The sequence below is a fragment of the Rhodococcus sp. UFZ-B548 genome (assembly GCF_903819475.1).
GTDB lineage: Bacteria > Actinomycetota > Actinomycetes > Mycobacteriales > Mycobacteriaceae > Rhodococcus_F > Rhodococcus_F erythropolis.
The window spans coordinates 1-1,355 of sequence record NZ_CAIJDS010000151.1 but is presented as its reverse complement, the minus strand read 5'-3'; the positions used below and the strand labels follow the sequence as shown (position 1 = coordinate 1,355).

Below are 1,355 nucleotides of genomic sequence, written 5' to 3'. Positions count from 1 at the left end.
TGAATCGTCCCGGGTTTGATGCGCACCTTCTTTCTTGGGAAGGTAATCCTTATGCCGAATGTCTATCCAGCCGAGGTGCGAGAGAAGGCCGTGCGCCTGGTCCTCGAGCACCGTGGTGACTACGCCTCGGAATACGAGGCGATCCGCACAATCGCCGAACGGATGTCACTGAAGACGGAGACCGTACGGGTGTGGGTCCGCAAGGCCGAAGCGGCGGGCGATGGCACCCATGCCGCGTCGGCGTCCGAGGCGGAGATCGAACTGCGGGCATTGCGCCGGAAGAACGCCGAGCTCGAGAAGACCATCGAAATACTCAAAGCCGCAACATCTTTCTTCGCGCGGGAGTGCGACCCGCCACGCAAGTGATCTGCCGATTCATCGCCGAACACCGCGATCAGTTCGGGGTCGTACCGATCTGCCGCGTGCTCACCGAGCACGGGTGCACGATCGCCCCGAGAACCTTCTACGCCTGGCTGGCGCGCCCGCTGTCGAAGCGCGCCCTGTGGGACGCCACCATCACCGCTGTGCTGGCCTCGTATTACGTCGAGCGGGACGAGCACGGCAGACGCAAACCGGAGTCGTTGTACGGCTCGCTGAAGATGTGGGCCCACCTGCAACGTCAGGGCATCGAGGTGGCCCGCTGCACCGTGGAGCGGCTGATGCGCGTGAACGAGTGGCGCGGCACCACCCGGACGAAGAGGGTCCGCACCACCATCGCGGAGCCGTCGGCGCCGCGGCCACCGGACCTGGTCGATCGGAACTTCCGGGTCGACCGGCCCGATGCGCTCTATGTCGCCGACTTCACGTACGTGCGGATGGTGCCCTGCTTCGCGTACACCGCGTTCGTGATCGATGCGTTCGCCGGCACGATCGTCGGTTGGGAGGTGTCGACGTCGAAGGAAACCGCGTTCGTAGAGCGGGCGGTGAATCACGCCTGCATGCTGCGGTCGATGCAAGGCAATCCGTTGCGCGAGAGGACTATTCACCACTCGGATGCGGGCTCTCAATATACGGCTCTGCGATTCGGGGAAACCCTGTTCCTGCAAGGACTTCGGCCGTCGATCGGGTCGGTAGGTGACGCCTACGATAATGCCCTGGCGGAGACGACGATCGGGTTGTACAAGGCCGAGTGCATCGCCGACGATTCCCCGTTCCGCAAGGGGCCGCTGCGCACCATCGGTGACGTCGAGGAGGCCACCTCGGCGTGGGTGCACTGGTACAACACCGGCCGGCTCATGCATCGTCTCGGGCGGATCCCACCGGCCGAGTACGAAGCCAAGTACTACGCTGAACACCGTGCCGATCAACCGGTCGCACACAAATGACAGTGTGTGCATGAGACCCGGGATGGTTCA

General features: G+C 63.9%; 1 protein-coding gene and 1 other annotated feature. The gene reads left to right on the top strand.

Going from position 1 to position 1,355, the window contains the following annotated elements:
- The first annotated feature begins 51 nt into the window (after window positions 1-51).
- Window positions 52-1,325 (top strand): IS3 family transposase gene (locus H7C86_RS36900; protein ID WP_155773092.1). Its coding sequence is split into 2 segments (ribosomal slippage): window positions 52-328 and window positions 328-1,325, totalling 1,275 coding nucleotides; the frame shifts between segments, so codons are not numbered across the junction.
- Window positions 324-455 (top strand) — a sequence feature (AL1L pseudoknot). (Overlaps the previous gene by 132 nt.)
- Window positions 1,326-1,355: the final 30 nt, after the last annotated feature.